At 48.7% G+C, this 19,038-nt stretch carries 13 protein-coding genes and 1 pseudogene; 5 read left to right on the plus strand and 9 right to left on the minus strand.

Going from position 1 to position 19,038, the window contains the following annotated elements; all coding sequences use genetic code 11:
• Positions 1-505 precede the first annotated feature (505 nt).
• Together H3L95_RS04830 and H3L95_RS04835 are read left to right on the plus strand one after the other, a co-directional pair.
• A complete protein-coding gene (locus H3L95_RS04830) occupies positions 506-751 on the plus strand; it encodes a hypothetical protein (RefSeq protein ID WP_003761186.1) in 246 nt (81 codons plus the stop codon).
• Positions 752-809: 58 nt separating this feature from the next.
• Positions 810-1,139, plus strand: coding sequence for an NGK_0946 family protein (locus tag H3L95_RS04835; protein WP_003761187.1), 330 nt, complete (start codon positions 810-812; stop codon positions 1,137-1,139).
• Positions 1,140-1,346: 207 nt separating this feature from the next.
• Here the strand turns inward: H3L95_RS04835 and nrdD are convergent, their stop codons facing one another.
• Both nrdD and nrdG read right to left on the minus strand, forming a co-directional pair.
• Positions 1,347-3,128: an anaerobic ribonucleoside-triphosphate reductase gene (nrdD, locus tag H3L95_RS04840; protein ID WP_003761190.1), complete on the minus strand. Its 1,782-nt coding sequence runs from the start codon at positions 3,126-3,128 to the stop codon at positions 1,347-1,349.
• Between the two features lie 34 nt (positions 3,129-3,162).
• Complete coding sequence (nrdG, locus tag H3L95_RS04845) at positions 3,163-3,699, minus strand: anaerobic ribonucleoside-triphosphate reductase activating protein (RefSeq protein WP_003761192.1); 537 nt, start codon at positions 3,697-3,699, stop codon at positions 3,163-3,165.
• 447 nt (positions 3,700-4,146) lie between these two features.
• On the opposite strand from nrdG, the gene uvrA reads away from it, so the two are divergent.
• Positions 4,147-7,026, plus strand: coding sequence for an excinuclease ABC subunit UvrA (gene uvrA, locus H3L95_RS04850; RefSeq protein WP_003761193.1), 2,880 nt, complete (start codon positions 4,147-4,149; stop codon positions 7,024-7,026).
• A gap of 21 nt (positions 7,027-7,047) precedes the next feature.
• Positions 7,048-8,673, plus strand: coding sequence for an RNA-directed DNA polymerase (locus tag H3L95_RS04855; RefSeq protein WP_003761195.1), 1,626 nt, complete (start codon positions 7,048-7,050; stop codon positions 8,671-8,673).
• A gap of 129 nt (positions 8,674-8,802) precedes the next feature.
• On the opposite strand, the gene H3L95_RS04860 is transcribed toward H3L95_RS04855, so the two are convergent.
• Positions 8,803-9,099, minus strand: a complete 297-nt coding sequence (locus H3L95_RS04860; protein ID WP_094105990.1) for a hypothetical protein — start codon at positions 9,097-9,099, stop codon at positions 8,803-8,805.
• Between the two features lie 22 nt (positions 9,100-9,121).
• On the opposite strand from H3L95_RS04860, the gene H3L95_RS04865 reads away from it, so the two are divergent.
• On the plus strand, positions 9,122-9,481 hold the full coding sequence (locus tag H3L95_RS04865) for an REP-associated tyrosine transposase (protein ID WP_094105991.1): 360 nt from the start codon (positions 9,122-9,124) through the stop codon (positions 9,479-9,481).
• A gap of 89 nt (positions 9,482-9,570) precedes the next feature.
• Here H3L95_RS04865 and H3L95_RS04870 read toward each other — a convergent pair whose 3' ends face one another.
• The 6 genes and pseudogenes from H3L95_RS04870 to H3L95_RS04895 all read right to left on the minus strand — a co-directional run bounded on the left by H3L95_RS04870 (position 9,571) and on the right by H3L95_RS04895 (position 18,690).
• Entirely contained in the window at positions 9,571-9,804 is a 234-nt protein-coding gene (locus tag H3L95_RS04870) for a type IV secretion protein Rhs (RefSeq protein WP_003761201.1), read from the minus strand.
• 220 nt (positions 9,805-10,024) lie between these two features.
• A complete protein-coding gene (locus tag H3L95_RS04875; RefSeq protein WP_003761204.1) occupies positions 10,025-10,522 on the minus strand; it encodes a hypothetical protein in 498 nt (165 codons plus the stop codon).
• Between the two features lie 13 nt (positions 10,523-10,535).
• Positions 10,536-10,880: a hypothetical protein gene (locus H3L95_RS04880; protein WP_510370978.1), complete on the minus strand. Its 345-nt coding sequence runs from the start codon at positions 10,878-10,880 to the stop codon at positions 10,536-10,538.
• Positions 10,793-13,597: pseudogene (locus tag H3L95_RS04885) on the minus strand (RHS repeat-associated core domain-containing protein); the annotation flags it as partial. The pseudogene H3L95_RS04885 and the gene H3L95_RS04880, both read right to left, overlap by 88 nt.
• Before the next feature lie 294 nt (positions 13,598-13,891).
• Positions 13,892-14,458 (minus strand): hypothetical protein, encoded by a 567-nt coding sequence (locus tag H3L95_RS04890; protein ID WP_003762387.1) that lies wholly within the window; start codon positions 14,456-14,458, stop codon positions 13,892-13,894.
• Positions 14,455-18,690 (minus strand): RHS repeat-associated core domain-containing protein, encoded by a 4,236-nt coding sequence (locus H3L95_RS04895; RefSeq protein ID WP_182096221.1) that lies wholly within the window; start codon positions 18,688-18,690, stop codon positions 14,455-14,457. The genes H3L95_RS04890 and H3L95_RS04895 overlap by 4 nt, the downstream gene beginning before the upstream one ends.
• Between the last annotated feature and the right edge of the window lie 348 nt (positions 18,691-19,038).

The raw sequence follows: 19,038 nt of genomic DNA on the forward strand, positions 1-19,038 counted from the left end.
CGCCTGTTTACAATAAACCGAATCTTAATATAAATAAGATTGCGCGTTCCTAATAATTCAGAGAAAACAACCGTTCAGACCAAGATTTTCCTGCTTAGTTTGACTTATCCCAAAATTTTGATTGATGACTCTAAAGACATGCTGACAAATCGGCGGGAAAATTTCTATTATCATAATATTCTAAATAGCAGCCATCTTTTTCATTGTTTCAGCAGCAAACCTAAGTATTTCTCATTTAATCTCTGAAATTCGTTTTTCGTAAGATTTAAATAAGTTTTCCAAGTAATAATTTATCGAGGAACTTCCATAAAATCCAATATTGTCATACAGTTCATTGCAAAAAACGATTTGATTTGTTTCTTTCATATATGAAATAAATTCCAAAACATTCGTTAACATACTTTTTTGAATTACGACAGAAGTTTTAACTTGTAAATTCCATAAGATTAAAATAATATACAGAAAATTTTTCACCAGCCCTTCTTTTCATCTGAGATTATTACCTATGTTAAAACAAGCTATTTTACTGACTGCCCTGATTGGTGCGCTTACCGGCTGTACTTACGGCCATATGCACTACTCACCATCCTATGAACAAGAAGCTACCATGCGTGCCGACTCCCGCCGCGTTCAAGCTGACGAACGCGCAGAACGTGCAGAGCGCCGCCGCGAGCGCCGTCAAGAAATGATGGATGAAGCCGACGCTATCAACCGCGCCAACCGCAACAACCGCATCTACATCCTTCACTGATCACCGGTCCTTACGGATTATTGGATTCCTAATACTTATATTTCAAACAGGTAACATCATGAAAAATAAAATCGCAGCCCTGCTCCTGACTTCTTTCGTTATCACCGGTTGCTCTGCCCCCGGAGGCTCCGTAGGCGATTTGGCTATCGGTAGCGATTCCGCAGCCATCAAAGCTGGCCGCAACCGCGAATCTGCACAACTCTCCCGTGCCGAGCTGGAACAACACCGCCGTCAACGTACCAATGTTTCAGAAGAGTTGGCACTGGAACGCGAAAAACGTCAAGACAAACGTGACCAAGTCAACGGCGCAATGGGTACCGCAGCCAATGCAGTCGGCTTGATTGGCGGTATCGCAGGTACTGCCGCTTTGATCAAAGCTTGGTTCTAATTCAGCAGGATTCGTAAAAACGACCGGTACAGCGTATCGGTCGTTTTTCTTATTCTCGGCTTCAAAGGCTAATTGAGTTTAAACTTTCTAAATACCGCAATTTAAAACTCATTCATCCTTTATAAAGATAAAGTCATAAACAAAACCCAAAAGGTCGTCTGAAAACCCAAAACCGGTTTTCAGACGACCTTTATCTATTCAATACCATCAAGCCGCTTTGCGGTGGTAATGCCGTAGTGCGTGTTCTTTGCGACGACCGCTACTGAATGCGGATACGCGTTTCAAGTAGCCGATGACGCGGGTGCCGTAGTCGATGTCGTGGCTGCCGCAGGCGGAACAGGCGTGCAAGGTGCGTTTATCGATGTGGCCGCATTCGTTGCAGATGGTAATGCGCACGTTCACGCAGAAGTAGTTGCAGCCGGTTTGTGCGGCAATGTCCAAGAGCGAGCGGTAGCCGGATTCGGGCAGGGCTTCGTCGAGATTCAGGTGCAGCGCGGAGCCGCCGTCGAGCCAGTCCACCAGTTCTTTGCCGTGCAGCAGGAATTTGTCGAGCGCGTTGATTTCTTCGTCTTCGACGACGTAGAAATAGGAGTTGTAGCATTCGCGGCTGACTTGGTAGCCGTCGGCTTTGTCCCATTTGGCGTTTTTCACGCCGAGGTTTTCGGCGGGGACAAACTCGGTGTTGAACTTCACGCCGTAGTGTTTGCTGGCGGCTTGGTTGGCTTCAAATATGGTTTTCAGACGGCCTTGGACGAAGTTGATGTAGTCGTCGTTGTAGCCGACTTTGATGCCTTGCGATTCGGCGGCTTCCGCCATGCCGTTGATGCCGATGGTGAGGAACTGTTTGTCCAGCGTGATGAAGCCTGCATCGTAAACGGGCAGCATTCCGGCGGCTTGGTATTCTTCCATCAGTTTGCGGTAGGCGTATTGGTATTTGTGGATTTTGGCGACTTCGGCGGCAAGGTCGCGCCCGTCTTGCTCCAGCCGGTTCATATTGATGGTGATGACGTTAATGGAACCAGTCGCCACGCCGCCTGCGCCGAGGGTATAGCTGAAAGTGCGGTCTTCGATGGCGTTACGCAGGCGGCAGCAGGAAGCCAACGAGTCGGGATTGTCGGAAAGATAGACGAAGAAGGAATTGCCCTCCGCCAACTCTTTCGCCATTGCGTCGGCGAACACGGTGTCTTTGCATTTGCCGCCATCAGTCAGCATCGCAGCGGTCACGACGGGGAAAGTCAAAACGGCTTTGGTGCGTTCCTGATTGAACCATTTGAGGAAGAAGTTTTGCAGCTTCGCCACGCTCGCCCACACCGGTTTGCTGAAATCGGGGAAGACGAAATCGCCGAACATCGCGTCGAAATAATATTGATCGTAAACGGAAATATTCCAAAACACGCTCTGATAGCCGCGTGCGGCGGCGGGCTGGTTGATGCTGTACACCACCTGCTGCATATGGTTGGCGATTTCTTTGCCGTGGGTTTCCAAATAGTTGTCGCCGTAGTCTTTGCGGGCGAAGTAGTCGAAATAAGTCAGAAATTCCACCGTCGCCACCGCGCCGGCAAACTGCGCGCTGATGGCAAACACCAGGTTGATAAACGAACCGCAAAATGATGCCAAATGTTGCGGCGCCTTGGATTCGCCGCCGAGTTTACTTAACCCGTCGAGTAGGAAAGGATACAGCGTAACCGACACGCAATAAGGCTTGAGGCTGGTTTCGTCGTGCACATAAATCTCGTGTGCCTCAATCTGGCGGATGTATTCGTCGGCAACGGATTGGTCGAAAATTTCGGCGATTTTGCGCGACACTTGGGCGCGGTTAATCTGCACGAAAAAGTCTTTCATGATTTCCGCTTCCATCGTGGCGATGTTTTTCTGGGTAACGTTGGCATTGGCGTCCATTTTCGAGCCGTCCGCCGCGTTTTGCGCACTGATGTAGTCGTGCATGAATTGCAGTTTGCCGTTTAACTGTTCGGGATGCAGCCGAATCATGTTAAGTCCTCCTGTGTGGGTTGGATAAAAAGCCTCAGGCCGTCTGAAAAGCGGCCGCCTGCGGCTGGGTTGTAATCGGGATGATTTTGGGCGCGGGTTTGTCTTGGATAAACAAGCGGTTCAACACCTCGCCCGTGCGCAAATCGATAAACTTCTGATTGGTTGTCGGGCTGTCCAAGCCGCCCAGCTCCATCTGCCAGCGGCCGGTTTTCAGATACGTCAGATAAGGCAGGATGCCGTCTGAAACCGCCTCCAGCTCCTCACGCTCCAAACCGGTGTACAAACAGGCTTTCAAACCCGCCTGCGTCACGATGCCCAACATTTTCTGCAAGGCTTCCGGCTGCCATTCCCCGCCCATAAACAACACGCAGCTAATCAGCCCGCGATAGCGTTTCAGACGGCCTCTCAAATAATCCTCGGTCAATTCCGTGCCGATACCTTCTTTCCACGCATCGGCACTGTGGCAGCTCTTGCAGCGCAGCGGGCAGCCTGAAAACAGAAACGCCAGCGACACTTCGCCCGGCACTTCCTGCCATACGATTTGCTCGATTGTGAATTTCAATGCCGCCATGACTTGCTACTCATAAATACAATATATGGTGCGAATTAAATCATAAGAACACAAGATATGGTATTTTTATTTAACAATGCAATAAACCGATATGATAGTTTTTAATAATTCACTATATTAAAAATCCAAATCAAAAAGCAGTTTAAATATAAAAAAGCCGTACTCGGGAAATATGCTTCGCATTTCCCAATATGGCTGTTACGCCATCACGCTTTTATTAAAATTTACCTCCTTTTCTTACAGTACAGCCTTGCCCGGATAGCGAAACCCCAAAACGATAAGCAAACTCCGTAATAACAAAAGCCATTAACAATCCATTCCCTCCAATGACCAAAGGTCGTCTGAAAATACCCTTACCAGCTTTTCAGACGACCTCCCGCAATCTGAAACCCAAGCGAAAAGTGTTACAATAGCCGTTTTATTTTAGCCGCTTAAGACAGTCCGACCATGTGCAACCACCATCATCAAAACGACAGTAAAACTCCCCACTCAGAAGCCCGCGACAACGACACTATCCGCATCCGCGGCGCGCGCACGCATAATTTGAAAAACGTCGATTTGGACATTCCGCGCCACAAGCTGGTGGTAGTCACGGGACTGTCGGGCAGCGGCAAGTCGTCGCTGGCGTTTGACACGCTATATGCCGAAGGGCAGCGGCGCTATGTCGAGAGCCTGTCCGCCTATGCGCGGCAGTTTTTGCAGATGATGGACAAACCCGACGTCGATTTGATCGAAGGTCTGTCGCCCGCGATTTCCATCGAGCAGAAATCCACCAGCCACAACCCGCGTTCCACCGTCGGCACGGTAACGGAAATCCATGATTACCTGCGTCTTTTGTACGCCCGCGTCGGCACGCCGTATTGCCCCGAACACAAGCTGCCGCTGTCGAGCCAGACCGTATCGCAGATGGTCGATGCCGTGTTGAAGCTGCCGGAAGACACGCGCGTGATGATTCTGGCGCCGGCGGTGCGCGAGCGTAAGGGCGAGTTTGTCGATTTCTTTGCCGATTTGCAGGCGCAGGGTTTTGCGCGGGTGCGCGTGGACGGCGAAGTCTATCAGCTTGACGAAGTGCCGAAGCTGGAAAAAAACATCAAGCACAATATCGACGTGGTCATCGACCGCGTGAAAGTGAAGGCGGACATCAAGCAGCGGCTGGCGGAAAGTTTTGAAACCGCGCTGCGTCACGGCAACGAGCGCGCGCTGGCGATGGAGATGGACAGCGGCGAAGAGCATTGGTTTTCCGCGCGTTTCGCCTGCCCCGTGTGTTCGTACAGCCTGCCCGAACTAGAGCCGCGCCTCTTTTCGTTCAACAACCCGATGGGTTCCTGCCCGACTTGCGACGGCTTGGGCAACACCAATTTCTTCGACCCCGAAAAAGTGGTCGCGCATCCCGAATTGTCGCTGGCAACGGGGGCGATTGACGGCTGGGACAAGCGCAACCAGTTCTATTTCCAAATGATTCAGTCGCTGGCGCGGCATTATGATTTCGATGTGCAGGCTGCTTGGGAAACGCTACCTGAAAAAGTCAAAAAAGTCGTATTACACGGCTCGGGCAAGGAAGTCATTGATTTCACATACCTATCCGAACGCGGCACCACCTTCAACCGCAGCCACGCCTTCGAAGGCATCATCCCCAATCTCGAACGCCGCTACCGCGAAACCGACAGCGAAACCGTGCGAGAAAAACTGCGCGAATACCAAAACCACCGCGCCTGCCCAAGCTGCGGCGGCGCACGTTTGCGCAAAGAAGCCCGCTACGTTTACGTCAGTGGCGAACCTTTACACGAAGTCTCCGCTTGGCCGCTGACCAAAACCCACCAATTTTTCGAAACGCTGGATTTGGACGGCAACAAAAAACAAATCGCCGAAAAAATCCTCAAAGAAATCACCGAGCGCCTCGGCTTCCTGATTAACGTCGGGCTGGATTACCTGAATTTAAGCCGCTCCGCCGAAACCCTCTCCGGCGGCGAAGCCCAGCGCATCCGCCTCGCCAGCCAAATCGGCAGCGGCCTGACCGGCGTGATGTATGTGTTGGACGAACCCTCCATCGGCCTGCACCAACGCGACAACGACCGCCTGCTCGCCACTCTCAAACGCCTGCGCGATTTGGGCAACAGCGTGATTGTGGTCGAACACGACGAAGACGCCATCCGCGAAGCCGATTTCGTCGTCGATATGGGCCCAGGCGCGGGCGAACACGGCGGCAACGTACTGATTGCCGATACGCCCGAAAACGTCGCCAAATGCGAAAAATCCGTTACCGGACAATACCTCAGCGGCAAAAAAACCATTGCCGTGCCGTCTGAACGCACGCCCGTCAATCCCGACAGAATGCTCGTCCTCAAAGGCGCGCGCGGCAACAACCTCAAAAACGTCACCCTCGAACTGCCGCTCGGTTTGATTACCTGCATCACCGGCGTATCCGGCAGCGGCAAGTCCACCCTGATTAACGACACCCTCGCCAAAATCACCGCCCGCGAACTCAACCGCGCCCAAGAAGAGCCCGCCCCATACGACGACATCCACGGCCTCGAACACCTCGACAAAGTCATCAACGTCGACCAATCCCCCATCGGCCGCACCCCGCGCTCCAACCCCGCCACCTACACCGGCCTGTTCACCCCCATCCGCGAACTCTTCGCCGGCGTCCCCCTCTCGCGCGAACGCGGCTACAACGTCGGCAGATTCTCCTTCAACGTCAAAGGCGGCCGCTGCGAAGCCTGCCAAGGCGACGGCGTGATTAAAGTCGAAATGCACTTCCTGCCCGACGTGTACGTCCCCTGCGAAGTCTGCCACGGCAAACGCTACAACCGCGAAACCCTCGAAATCCAATATAAAGGCAAAAACATCAGCCAAGTCCTCGACATGACCGTCGAAGAAGCCCGCGAATTTTTCGACGCCGTCCCCACCGTATCGCGCAAACTGCAAACCCTCATGGACGTAGGCCTCGGCTACATCCGCCTCGGCCAGTCCGCCACCACCCTCTCCGGCGGCGAAGCCCAGCGCGTCAAACTTGCCTTGGAGCTATCCAAACGCGACACCGGCAGAACGCTCTACATCCTAGACGAACCCACCACCGGCCTGCACTTCGCCGACATCGCCCTGCTGCTGGAGGTCATAGGTCGTCTGAAAGGCAAAGGCAACTCAATAGTGATTATCGAGCATAATCTGGATGTGATTAAAACTGCGGATTGGATTGTCGACTTAGGGCCGGAAGGCGGCGATGGTGGGGGGAGGATTGTGGCAGAGGGGACGCCGGAGGAGGTTGTGAAAATGAGAGGAAGTTATACTGGAAGATATTTGAAACTAGTTTTAAAAAACTCATAGGAACATAATAAAGGAAATACTATGTCTTTTTCTTATATTGACCAAATGGATAGAATTAGTAATGATGAATTACTAGAGGGATTGGCTGGTTATGGTTTATTTGCCGACAAAATACCACCATTTTTAACAGCAGAAAATTTTTTTAATTTTGCCCAAAATAATCAACATGGGGGAAATAGCAAATTTCAAAAACAAGATTTTGTTACTGATTTTATTGCGTATGAGAGCATTAGAAATATTAATATTCCAAGAGGGCTTGCCATACCTAATCCTATTTCTTATTTTAATTTATGTAAATGTTTAGCAGATAATTGGGATAAATTAAAAGCCCATTTTAAAGCTAATACCGAGTATGAAAATTTTAAAATTAGCCGTATTCATATTAGAAAAATAATAGGGAAAAGAATTATTTTTGAAATGGGTGAGTATCACAAATCCACTCCAAGAAAAATAGAGTCATTTGATAAAAAAGAACTTTTTGAGATGTCATTTAAAAACCATGAGGAAGATGATAGTCCTATTCCCAAGATACTGATAGGGAAAAGATTTGTTGTAAATGCTGATATATCTAATTGTTTTGGCAGTATTTATACTCATGCACTATCATGGGCATTAGTAGGTAAGGATATTGCTAAAAAAGAACGAAACGGATATTGGCATAATGACATTGATAAATATACCATGAATATAAATAATGGAGAGACACATGGAATTCTAATTGGTTGCCATGCTTCTAATTTGCTTTCTGAGATAATATTGGTTGTTGTAGATGAAAAAATGAGGAGCTTAGGCTATCAATATATTAGAAATATTGATGATTATACATGCTATGCTGAAACATTTGAAAAATCCGAACAATTTCTAATTGACTTATCTAGTGAATTAAAGGAGTTTGGACTTAGTTTAAATCACAAAAAAACTAAAATAGATAACTTACCATTAGCAGTTAGTGCGCATTGGATTAGAAAATTATCACTAATTAAAACTCATAAATTCATTAACTTCATATCTATTCAGCAATTTATAGATGCAACAATAGAGCTAATGGCTGATAACCATGACAATGCAGCTATTATGAACTATGCAATGAAAATTCTATCTAAGAAAAAAATTTCTAAATCTGCACTAAAATATTATGTTGATATAATTCATCATCTTGTTTTAATCTATCCATACCTAGTTCAACTACTGGAAAAACAGTTATTTGATATTTACAAAATTTCCACTGATGAAATTAAGAAAATATCTAATAGTATCTATGAATACGGAATCAATAGAAACCTAAATGAGCTTGTAAGCTATTCTATATATTTTTCTATTCGTTATGGTTTTTCCTTATCAGAAAATCTTTATGATTACGCAGAAAAAAGTAATGATTGCATAGTTATTTTATTGTCTTTCTTGCATGATAAACGTGCGTGTAGAAAAATAACTGATAGTAAAATGAAAAAATATAAAAAACTTGCAGATAAACTGTATGATAAAGGTGATGGCATGGATAAATTTTGGTTGTTTATATATGAAATATTTACACATGAAAAATTTCCTAATGGCTCGGATTGGAGAGAAATGAAGCAAAATAACATTTCTTTTATTGAAAATGGATTTGCTGATTTTCAAACAATGCCGCAACCGCAGCAAGCATAGGTTGGGTCTAGACCCAACAAAACCGTAAAATTTCCCCGTTTTGTTGGGTTTAGCAAGCCGTAGCCTGTATATCCGACCGACTGCGTTCATGGTTTAGCCATACACCCTACCGATGAATCACACGAAACTTCAAAACCAACGCGTAGGGTGTGTGCGGTACGCACGCACGCGGTTGCTTGATTGACAGTTTGCCGTTTCAACTTTTAACTTCGTTGAAGCTGATGTTTTCAGACGGCCTCCAATGTCGTCTGAAAACATCAGCTTCAACGAAGTTAAAAACCTTAAACAACAAGCCATTCCTTCTCCAACGCTCAAACCAAAAACAAAAATCCTATGGCGCGTTATCGCAGAAACTTCATTGCCGGCGGCACATTCTTTTTCACCGTCAAACTCGCCGACCCGAAATCGCGCCTGCTTGTCGAACATATCGGCTTCGCGTACAGCCTATATGGATGTGCAAAAACAATATCCCTTTGAAACCGTCGCCGTATGCGTACTGCCGAACCATATTCACGCCATTTGGACGCTACCGCTTGACGATGCAGATTATTCCCTACGCTGGCGGCTGATTAAAACCAAATTCTCTGCACATTTCCCTCATGCCGAAAACCTGTCCGCCAGCAAACAGCGGCGGCACGAACGCGGTATTTGGCAACGGCGTTTTTACGAACACACCGTGCGCGACGAAATCGATTTGCAGCGTTGCACAGACTATATCCATTTCAATCCCGTCAAACATGGGTTGTGCGGCAATGTTCGCGATTGGGCATTTTCGTCGTTTCACCGTTATGTTCGGGACGTTCTTTAACATATCCACTACTACCAGCACTTAAATTACAAGATACGCTTTCACGATCTATATTTACATCATCTAAATTCCCGGTTTTCGTCGAAACCCTACACTTCCGTCCGCCCCAATGCGTCGGTAACGACGGTATGGTCTTTGCGGTAGTCGAACGTCCATTCTTCGCCGAGGTTGTTGCTGCTCTTGAGCACTTTGCCGTCGGTGTCGTAACGGTCGTATTCGTAGCGGGATACCAGTCCGTCAGGCTGGTTGTGTTCGACCATGATGTGGTTGCGGTAGGCGAAACCGCGCAGTTTTTTGCCGTCGCGTCCGTAAACGGCGGTCAAATCGCCGTAGCCGTTGTAGTCGTAGCAATTTGTTAGAGGTCGTCTGAAAGTTGGTTTTCAGACGACCTCTATGTTAACTGCCAATGAGATTGTTAAAGAACAAATGATTCAGACGACCTTAATAAAATATTGAGGTCGTCTGAAAAACAGAAATCGCGTGCTTTCGTTACAAACGTATCCTTCATCGAAATTAGATGATTTCATGGATGCCGCGGTTTACTTACTTCTTAAGTTCTGCTCTAAGCTTGGGAGATAACTTTTGAAAGATTAATTTCAAGTGATTTTTATAGTTTTTACCATCTAAATTTTGTATTGCATGTATAATTTTTTTATGAAAAGAATAAGAATTATTATATTTCATACAATCCAAATTCATATCAAGACATTTTATTAAACTTGGTATTGATGAAGCATTCCCATGTTGGCTAATAACATCAACAATATCTTCATGTCTATCATGCCAAGTTTCAAATAATAATTTTTCATATATATCCAATAAAATCTTATCTTGCTTGAATATATCCGAAATAATTAGAGAGAATTCAACTCTATCTCCATTCTTATGCTCGATACCATCATTTATATAATTACGAAAAAATTTTGGAACATCAATATCTTTATCGTGAACATATTGATCAATAGTATATTGAATTTCTTGCACACTGGAGCCTCCTGCAAGAAACGAGTCCACTAGGGTGTCAATTTTTTCAAAAATCATATAGTACTTTTCCTTATCTCTTTACATTTTTACCTACTTGTTTAAATGAAACAATATTTTGATTGAAAATATCCAATCCTTTTCCTTTCCTTAAACCAATATTAAGTACTCCTTTCTCTCCTTTGAAGTAGGCTGATGATTTAGTCCAATCGCCTGAAGCATCAGATATAACAGGCATATCTGGACATTTCTTTTTAGTAACTTTCGATGTATCTCTCACCCCAATTTTTGATAATTTATCTATAAAATCATCCTGCATTTCAAATCTAATTAAAACACCACGATATTTAGATGAATATGCATGCTTAGTAGAAATGAATGTTTCTCCCGTAGCTTTAAGACGATCTGTATTTTTAATTTTTTAAAATGTCTTTTTGACATTGTACGATAAACTACATATACCCACCCTAATGGATCAATCCATATCTGGCTGTTTGGCGCAAACCAATAAAGATTCTCCCCACCCAGCAACCCAATCGGATCTTGATTCACAAACCGCCCGGCCTCGGGCTCGTAATAGCGCATCAGGTTGTAATGCAGTCCGGTTTCTTCATCAAAGTATTGGTTTTGCAATCTGAACGGCTGATGCGCGTTCTTGTAGACCCGCTCATCTTTTTTCAGACGACCCCAGGCGGTGTATTCGCCGTACCACAACAGATTGCCGTGGATATCGGTCATCTCGCGCGGGATGCCGATTTGGTCGGTATGGAAATAGCTGAGGTATTGTTTGCCGTCTTTGGCGTTGTCAAAGACTTGCGCCAGCGGTTCGTAGCTGTCTTGGTCGGTGTAGATATAGGTATAGCTGCCTTTGTAGGTGTACTCCTGAAGCAATCGTGTTCCGTCCCAGACGAAGTGGGTGCGTTTCGGTTCGGTACTCGTCCAGGCGAGTTTGTCTTGGCGTTCTTTGGAAAGCCGTCTGCCGAACGGGTCGTAGGCGTATGTCCAAATCTCGGTATTGCCGGCGGGCTTTTTGATTTCGGCGCGGACGAGCTGGTTTTCTAAATCGTATTGGTAATATTGGTTTTCACCATTAGGTAGCTGGCGGTAGATCAGGTTGCCCAATGCATCGTAGGTGTATTCGATGCCGTTGTATTCTTTGAGGCGGTTGCCGCTGACCGGGTTAGGGTGGGCAGGTGATTTCAGACGACCTTGAGTTTTGGGGTCGTCTGAAATCGGAGCGGTCGTTTTGCCCTCTCCCACGGGAGAGGGAGTAGATGTTGGGATGTCGAGGATGTTGTGGGCGGGGTCGAAGGCGAAGGTTTCGCTGCGGCCGCTTTGGCTGTTGCGGGCTTCTTGAATGCGTCCGATTTTGTCGTAAACGTAATGGAGGACGCCGCTTCTTTGGTCGGCGCTTTGAATCAGGTTGCCGGCTTTGTCGTAGGCGTAGCGGCGGTTGACGGCGCCGCCGGCCAGCGGGTTTTGTTTGCTGCGGGGTGTTTGCGTGCCGCTCCAGACGGTACGCTGGCTTTTCAGACGACCCATGGGGTCGTAGTCGTACAGGCTGCTGATGCTGCCCTGGGTCCTTTGGATTTCGCGGTGCAGTTTGTCGCGTTCGATGTCGGTGATGACTTCACCGTCGAGGCTGATTTGGTGCAGGTGTCCGCTGCCGTAGTACAGGTAATCGATATGGCGGCCGTCGGGCAGGATGGTGCGGATGCGGTTGCCCAACGGGTCGTATTGGTAGCCTACGGTGGCGCTTTGGCCGTTGTGGACGGTGGTTTCGCCGATGAGTCGGTCGAGTTCGTCGTAGGCGAGTTCGACGCTGCTGTGTTGGTTGCGGGCTTTGGTCAGGTTGCCGGTAATCGGGTCGTATTCGAATCGGGTGCGGCTGATGCCTTCGTCTTTGCTTTGTCCGTTGCGGCCGGAGACTTTGCGGCTTTGTTTTTCGATCAGTTGGCCGAGGATGTTGCGTTTGAACCGGTGGATGTGCCAAGTTTCGGTACGCTCTTTCAGACGACCTTCATTATTGCTTTGGCCGTATTCGGTCTGTTGGACCAGTTGTCCGGCGGCATCATAGCCGTAGGCGGTGATTTTGCCGTCCCAGCCGGTTTCTTGGATCAAGTTGTCGGTTTGGTCGTAATCGAGACGGTAGGTTTCGCCGTTTTCGTTGGTGAGGACGGTCAGACGGCGGGCTTTGTCGTAGGCGTAGGCGAAGGTATGGCCCAGCGCGTTGGTGCGTTTGAGCGGCAGTCCGTCCACTGCGAGTTCGTAGGCGGTTTTGGCACCGAGTCCGTCGATGTGGGCGGTCAGCCGGTTAAGGCGGTCGTATTCGAAGGTTTCGTGACTGCCGTCGGGGTAGTCGGTACGGACGGGGTTGCCCGCTGCGTCGTAATGGTGGCGGGTGGTATGGCCCAGCGCATCGGTAACGGTTTCGAGATCGCCGTATTCGGTGTAACCGAAGCGGGTGGTTTCGCCGGTACAGTCGGTAAAGCTGACGAGTTGGTCGAGGGTGTCGTAGTGTAGGCGTCGGGTTTTACCTAAGGCGTCGGTAATGGTTTCGGGCAGCCATCTGGCGTTGTAGCCGTAGCTTGTGGTGTAACCGGCGGGATCGGTGATGCTGATGAGGTTGCCGCGTCCGTCGTAATCGTAGGCGGTAATCCTGCCTGCGGGATCGTTGACGGCAACCGGCAGATTGAGGGTTTCGTGGTAGTCGATTTGGGTGCTGCTGCCGTCCGGCGCGGTGATGGCGATGACGTTGCCTTCGGTATCGTAGAGATAGCGGGTTTCGCGTCCGAGGGGGTCGCGTTCTACGGTAATGCGGCCGTAGCTGTCGCGTTCGCTGTCGCTGCGTTGTCCGTCGGCATCGATGCGGTAGATAAGTTCGCGGTTTTCGTCGAAACCGTACACTTCTGTCCGCCCCAATGCGTCGGTAACGACGGTATGGTCTTTGCGGTAGTCAAACGTCCATTCTTCGCCGAGGTTGTTGCTGCTTTTGAGCACTTTGCCGTCGGTGTCGTAACGGTCGTATTCGTAGCGGGACACCAGTCCGTCGGGCTGGTTGTGTTCGACCATGATGTGGTTGCGGTAGGCGAAACCGCGCAGTTTTTTGCCGCCGCGTCCGTAAACGGCGGTCAAATCGCCGTAGCCGTCGTAGTCGTAGCAATTTGTTAGAGGTCGTCTGAAAGTTGGTTTTCAGACGACCTCTATGTTAACTGCCAATGAGATTGTTAAAAAACAAATGGTTCAGACGACCTCAAAGAAGATAGTGAGGTCGTCTGAAAAACAGAAACCGCGTGCGTACGTACCGCACGTACCCTACGTCAAGACTGAAGGTTTTGTGCAGGCTATGGCTTGCTGCATCAAAATAGAAATTTCATACAAACTACAGCTTGTTTAAGAAGTTCGGAGTTAAATTATTATGGGAAATACTCAATAGATGTATAAATATCCTGCTGAATAATCAAAAGGCCTCTCACTGAAATCGATTATGTCTTCAGATTTAAAACTCCAACCACAAGGCATATATCCATCATTAATGATTTTAAGAAGATTCAAATTTAAGTCAACTTTTATATTTTCATCCACCTTATTAATTGAATATTCTAAAAAAGCTCCCAACGTAATACTATATAATGCAATATATGTATCATCTGTTTTCAATTTACTTTCTTTTATTTTTTCTTTTAGAATAGATTCATGTGAATGAAAAAATTTTGCGATATATTGCCCAAATTCATTTACCATAGTCCCTTTACCAGTTGCATTTTGAAATAAGTTGAATAAATAGTTATTAGAAGCCCTTTGTACTCCTTCCCATAACTCATCATTAGCAATCCATTTTTTTGCATCTTTTAAGGTTACTATTTTTTTACAAGAAAATGGATAAGGTTGTTTTCTTTGCTCTTCTGGAAAATCTCCTACTTTCCTTAACCAATTATCAAAATAAAGGTTACCTTGAAATTCGTTAAGAATAGAAGTTATTGTTTCTTTATTCATTTTTTTTGACCTAATGTACGAGGAATATTGGGGACTAAATCATCTTCTTTTATACCATGTTTAGCTTGACTTCGCTTAGCAGAAGACAATGCTTTGCATTGTTCTTTAGGAGAAAGAGAAGTGGCAGCTAATGCATTTTTTAACATTTTGTTGTATTGCCCTACAGTTGGCCGAGTAATACCGGCTAAATATTTTTTGCCACTTTTACGCTTAACTCCTGTTTTACGGAATTGATCCCAAAACCTTTCCATCACGTAATGGATTTGATAATGGTCTGAACCAATGTCGCGTAGGGCATTTCCTAATAATTTTATGGCCGCTGCATCTCCACGTGGAATAATAGAACCAAAGGCATTATCTTGATTAAGATGATGTGATTGTTTCCCATCTCGAATCTTACGAAGACGGTCGTGCTTACCCATTTTAACTTTTAATCCTAATGGGTCAATCCAAGTTAATGAGTTTAACGAAAACTGATACAGGTTACTACCACCTGTCAACCCAATCGGGTCCTGATTCACAAACCGCCCGGCCTCGGGCTCGTAATAGCGCATCAGGTTGTAATGCAGTCCGGTTTCTTCATCAAAGTATTGGTTTTGCAATCTGAACGGCTGATGCGCGTTCTTGTAGACCCGCTCATCTTTTTTCAGACGACCCCAGGCGGTGTATTCGCCGTACCACAACAGATTGCCGTGGATATCGGTCATCTCGCGCGGGATGCCGATTTGGTCGGTATGGAAATAGCTGAGGTATTGTTTGCCGTCTTTGGCGTTGTCAAAGACTTGCGCCAGCGGTTCGTAGCTGTCTTGGTCGGTGTAGATATAGGTATAGCTGCCTTTGTAGGTGTACTCCTGAAGCAATCGTGTTCCGTCCCAGACGAAGTGGGTGCGTTTCGGTTCGGTACTCGTCCAGGCGAGTTTGTCTTGGCGTTCTTTGGAAAGCCGTCTGCCGAACGGGTCGTAGGCGTATGTCCAAATCTCGGTATTGCCGGCGGGCTTTTTGATTTCGGCGCGGACGAGCTGGTTTTCTAAATCGTATTGGTAATATTGGTTTTCACCATTAGGTAGCTGGCGGTAGATCAGGTTGCCCAATGCATCGTAGGTGTATTCGATGCCGTTGTATTCTTTGAGGCGGTTGCCGCTGACCGGGTTAGGGTGGGCAGGTGATTTCAGACGACCTTGAGTTTTGGGGTCGTCTGAAATCGGAGCGGTCGTTTTGCCCTCTCCCACGGGAGAGGGAGTAGATGTTGGGATGTCGAGGATGTTGTGGGCGGGGTCGAAGGCGAAGGTTTCGCTGCGGCCGCTTTGGCTGTTGCGGGCTTCTTGAATGCGTCCGATTTTGTCGTAAACGTAATGGAGGACGCCGCTTCTTTGGTCGGCGCTTTGAATCAGGTTGCCGGCTTTGTCGTAGGCGTAGCGGCGGTTGACGGCGCCGCCGGCCAGCGGGTTTTGTTTGCTGCGGGGTGTTTGCGTGCCGCTCCAGACGGTACGCTGGCTTTTCAGACGACCCATGGGGTCGTAGTCGTACAGGCTGCTGATGCTGCCCTGGGTCCTTTGGATTTCGCGGTGCAGTTTGTCGCGTTCGATGTCGGTGATGACTTCACCGTCGAGGCTGATTTGGTGCAGGTGTCCGCTGCCGTAGTACAGGTAATCGATATGGCGGCCGTCGGGCAGGATGGTGCGGATGCGGTTGCCCAACGGGTCGTATTGGTAGCCTACGGTGGCGCTTTGGCCGTTGTGGACGGTGGTTTCGCCGATGAGTCGGTCGAGTTCGTCGTAGGCGAGTTCGACGCTGCTGTGTTGGTTGCGGGCTTTGGTCAGGTTGCCGGTAATCGGGTCGTATTCGAATCGGGTGCGGCTGATGCCTTCGTCTTTGCTTTGTCCGTTGCGGCCGGAGACTTTGCGGCTTTGTTTTTCGATCAGTTGGCCGAGGATGTTGCGTTTGAACCGGTGGATGTGCCAAGTTTCGGTACGCTCTTTCAGACGACCTTCATTATTGCTTTGGCCGTATTCGGTCTGTTGGACCAGTTGTCCGGCGGCATCATAGCCGTAGGCGGTGATTTTGCCGTCCCAGCCGGTTTCTTGGATCAAGTTGTCGGTTTGGTCGTAATCGAGACGGTAGGTTTCGCCGTTTTCGTTGGTGAGGACGGTCAGACGGCGGGCTTTGTCGTAGGCGTAGGCGAAGGTATGGCCCAGCGCGTTGGTGCGTTTGAGCGGCAGTCCGTCCACTGCGAGTTCGTAGGCGGTTTTGGCACCGAGTCCGTCGATGTGGGCGGTCAGCCGGTTAAGGCGGTCGTATTCGAAGGTTTCGTGACTGCCGTCGGGGTAGTCGGTACGGACGGGGTTGCCCGCTGCGTCGTAATGGTGGCGGGTGGTATGGCCCAGCGCATCGGTAACGGTTTCGAGATCGCCGTATTCGGTGTAACCGAAGCGGGTGGTTTCGCCGGTACAGTCGGTAAAGCTGACGAGTTGGTCGAGGGTGTCGTAGTGTAGGCGTCGGGTTTTACCTAAGGCGTCGGTAATGGTTTCGGGCAGCCATCTGGCGTTGTAGCCGTAGCTTGTGGTGTAACCGGCGGGATCGGTGATGCTGATGAGGTTGCCGCGTCCGTCGTAATCGTAGGCGGTAATCCTGCCTGCGGGATCGTTGACGGCAACCGGCAGATTGAGGGTTTCGTGGTAGTCGATTTGGGTGCTGCTGCCGTCCGGCGCGGTGATGGCGATGACGTTGCCTTCGGTATCGTAGAGATAGCGGGTTTCGCGTCCGAGGGGGTCGCGTTCTACGGTAATGCGGCCGTAGCTGTCGCGTTCGCTGTCGCTGCGTTGTCCGTCGGCATCGATGCGGTAGATAAGTTCGCGGTTTTCGTCGAAACCGTACACTTCTGTCCGCCCCAATGCGTCGGTAACGACGGTATGGTCTTTGCGGTAGTCAAACGTCCATTCTTCGCCGAGGTTGTTGCTGCTTTTGAGCACTTTGCCGTCGGTGTCGTAACGGTCGTATTCGTAGCGGGACACCAGTCCGTCGGGCTGGTTGTGTTCGACCATGATGTGGTTGCGGTAGGCGAAACCGCGCAGTTTTTTGCCGCCGCGTCCGTAAACGGCGGTCAAATCGCCGTAGCCGTCGTAGTCGTAGCGCACCAGTTCCTTGCCGTTGAAGGTAACGGAGGTGAGGCGGTTGACGTAGAAACGTTCGTCTTCGGAAACGAAGACGTCCCGCTCTCCAGCCGGGTCGAAGTCGGGATCGTTGTCGTTCAGTTGGATGGAGGAGAATACGGGTTGGAAGTGTCGGCCGCTGCCGTCGTAAATGCTGTGCGGCAGTCCGTTGTCGTCGTAGCAGAGGCGGATATGGCGGCCGTTGCGGTCGAGTTGGGCGACCAGTTGGTAAATGCCGCAGCCGGAATCGACTTCGGCAAACAGCAGCCGTGCGCCGCCGTCGGGGGAGGCGATTTGGTAGAGGTCGTCTGAAATCTGTGAAAAGAAGATTTGTTCGTAAGGATCGAAATAGGCGTCATCCAGACCGTAGGGATCTTCTTCGGCGGAAGCAGGTCTTGGTGCAGCCTCTTCTTCATATAAATCGTCTTCATCTTCGTCGGCCGCGGAATAAGGCTCGTCCGCTTCGTCGCTGATATCCGGCAACGAAATTTCCCTGCCCTGCTCATCAATATAAAGGAAACCATCGGCAGTCCGAACAAGACGCATGGAGAACGGCAGCGACCAACCTTGTCCCAGCCAGCCGTTGCCTATTTGGTCGGAATAGTAGCTGCGCTGCCAAACAAGGGGAAGCGGGGAATCAAAGGCAAAGTCGGTCTCGGTATCGTCAAATAGGACTTTGATACCGAGCACTGCATTTACGGGGTTACCGATAGCAGCAGCTACCTTACAAGGAATACAGTGGCCATGACCCGAGGTAACCACCCCACCATCGAAGCCCATACCCATGCCGCCGCTAAAACCACTGACCATTTTACGGGAAGGCGGTTTGGGGCCAGGCTGACCGGGTATCATGGACGCAAGGGAAACCAGTTCGGATATAGCATCCACTGCATCGGCTGCAGCAGAATCAGGCGCAACTATGGAAAGGGCAGTGGAAGCAACATCGGCAACCATCTCTATCACATCAACCGGGCCGGCTGCATTGGTCAGCGGCTCAGGTGGATTGGCAGAGCCTTGAGACACCATGGCTGGTGCTTCAGGTTTGGGGATGAGAATACCGAAAGTATTACCGAAAGAGGCCATGGGTTTACTCCCTCCGTCGAGATTCTATTGATATTGAAATGGAAAACCTAAGTTGCTTACAGATTTACAAGTTTGAATCAAAATCGCTTTTGAATATATAGTGGATTAAATTTAAATCAGGACAAGGCGACGAAGCCGCAGACAGTACAGATAGTACGGAACCGATTCACTTGGTGCTTCAGCACCTTAGAGAATCGTTCTCTTTGAGCTAAGGCAACGCCGTACTGGTTTAAATTTAATCCACTATATTTTGAAAATAGCATGACACAACGCGAAGATTATAACAAACAACAAACTGCAAATAAATTGTAAAGTAAGACACTAAAATAATAAAAAATGTTCCACAAA

The organism is Neisseria sicca (assembly GCF_014054945.1).
Lineage (GTDB): Bacteria > Pseudomonadota > Gammaproteobacteria > Burkholderiales > Neisseriaceae > Neisseria > Neisseria sicca.